The organism is Microcystis sp. LEGE 08355, from assembly GCF_015207185.1.
GTDB classification, from domain to species: domain Bacteria; phylum Cyanobacteriota; class Cyanobacteriia; order Cyanobacteriales; family Microcystaceae; genus Microcystis; species Microcystis panniformis.
Map to the genome: position 1 here is coordinate 1 of NZ_JADEXI010000873.1, position 1366 is coordinate 1366.

General features: G+C 44.9%; 3 protein-coding genes and 1 tRNA gene. 3 read left to right on the forward strand and 1 reads right to left on the reverse strand.

Features of this window, described 5'->3' with window-relative positions; translation table 11 throughout:
* Positions 1-266 (forward strand): type II toxin-antitoxin system HicB family antitoxin (locus tag IQ242_RS24840; protein ID WP_193961792.1); only part of this gene is annotated, 266 nt, incomplete at its 5' end.
* Between the two features lie 386 nt (positions 267-652).
* Here IQ242_RS24840 and IQ242_RS24845 read toward each other — a convergent pair.
* Positions 653-725 (reverse strand) — tRNA-Ile (locus IQ242_RS24845).
* Positions 726-789: 64 nt separating this feature from the next.
* Between IQ242_RS24845 and IQ242_RS24850 the strand changes: the two genes are divergently transcribed.
* On the forward strand, positions 790-1083 hold the full coding sequence (locus IQ242_RS24850) for a hypothetical protein (RefSeq protein ID WP_004159404.1): 294 nt from the start codon (positions 790-792) through the stop codon (positions 1081-1083).
* A gap of 32 nt (positions 1084-1115) precedes the next feature.
* Positions 1116-1366: CNNM domain-containing protein (locus tag IQ242_RS24855; RefSeq protein WP_193961793.1), on the forward strand; the 251-nt coding region annotated here is incomplete at its 3' end.

Below are 1366 nucleotides of genomic sequence, written 5' to 3' on the forward strand. Positions count from 1 at the left end.
TGTATAAATTTCTGGAACAGGGAGTCCATGGAGAAGTCTTAGATTTCCCTGGCGTGATTTCCTGGGGAAATGATCTAGCAGCAGTACGCCGTTCCTTAGCGAGTGCGCTGGTGGACATGGCAGAAGTTAATTTATCTAGGGGGGAATCTTTACCCTTGCCTAATGCGTTGTTAACAGACCCAGAAGCGGATTTAGAAGAACCAATTTATCTAATGTTTTCCGCATCAACCCATGTCCAAATTGTACCGACTTTGATCGCCTCATGAAGCGTCGAGATTTGTTGCGTTATCTCAGTCAACAGGGTTGTCAATTGGTACGAGAAGGAAGTGAACATTCCATCTGAGAAAATCCCCTCAATGGTCGGTGCGCAGCCATCCCTCCACATTGAGAAATTGTCGAGGATGGCTGTGAGAATTTTTCGTCAGTTGGAGATACCAGAACCTTGATCAGAAGCAAGGATTCTACCTGAATAATATTTAAGGCAGAGCCTTAAATACTGTGTTGCAAGGCAGAGCCTTGAAACAAGAGATAATATAATTGGTGCGTTACGGCGGCTTGTTAGTTTGGGTTTTTTGACCAAATTAGTAACCGCAAACACGCACCCTACACTCTGAATACTGCTACCGAATACCTTCCGAAGCCATCAAAACTATCCAGGGTGCAGGAGTTGAACCTGCCTAGCACGAATTATGAGTTCGTTGCCTCAACCGCTCGGCCAACCCTGGGTTATACTATTAACTCATTATAGATCGGTAGTTACTCCGAACGTGAAAATCCAGCCCCACCAAGATGAAAAAATTTTCAATCAGCACCTCCTTGCAGTTAGGACTCCTTTTGATGGTAGCCATGTTAGCCGCCGGCTTCGGTAGCGGTTGGGTAGCCTATCAATTGGGAATCGCCTCCCTAAAAGGAGTCAGTCAACCGGATATCAACCCCGCTAAAAAGTTTACCAACGATCGCACCAGTTATGGTCGCAATCAAACTTTTATCCCCGTGAAAGAAGAAGAAGTAATTAAAAGAGTGAGAGTTTATATGCAACAACAGAAAAACCAACCGCAATCAAAGGACGAAACCAAGGGATAGGCTTTAAAAAAGGCGAATTTTGCCTTTTCGCTATGGATAATCAGGATTTATTGACTCGTTTAATTTTAGTCTTTTTACTAATCGTCCTCAATGCTTTTTTCGTAGCGGCGGAATTTTCCCTTGTGTCTGTCCGTCGTACCCGCGTCAGTCAGCTAGTGGCTGCGGGAGATGTGCCAGCGCAGACGGTCCAATCTCTACAAAGAAGTCTCGATCGCTTACTTTCCACTACCCAATTAGGTATCACCCTTTCTAGTTTAGCTTTAGGTTGGACTGGGGAGAGTAC

Bases quoted from the DNA above. Each gene is read 5' to 3' on its own strand.
- IQ242_RS24850 (WP_004159404.1), top strand. From the start codon at position 790: ATGAAAAAATTTTCAATCAGCACCTCCTTGCAGTTAGGACTCCTTTTG.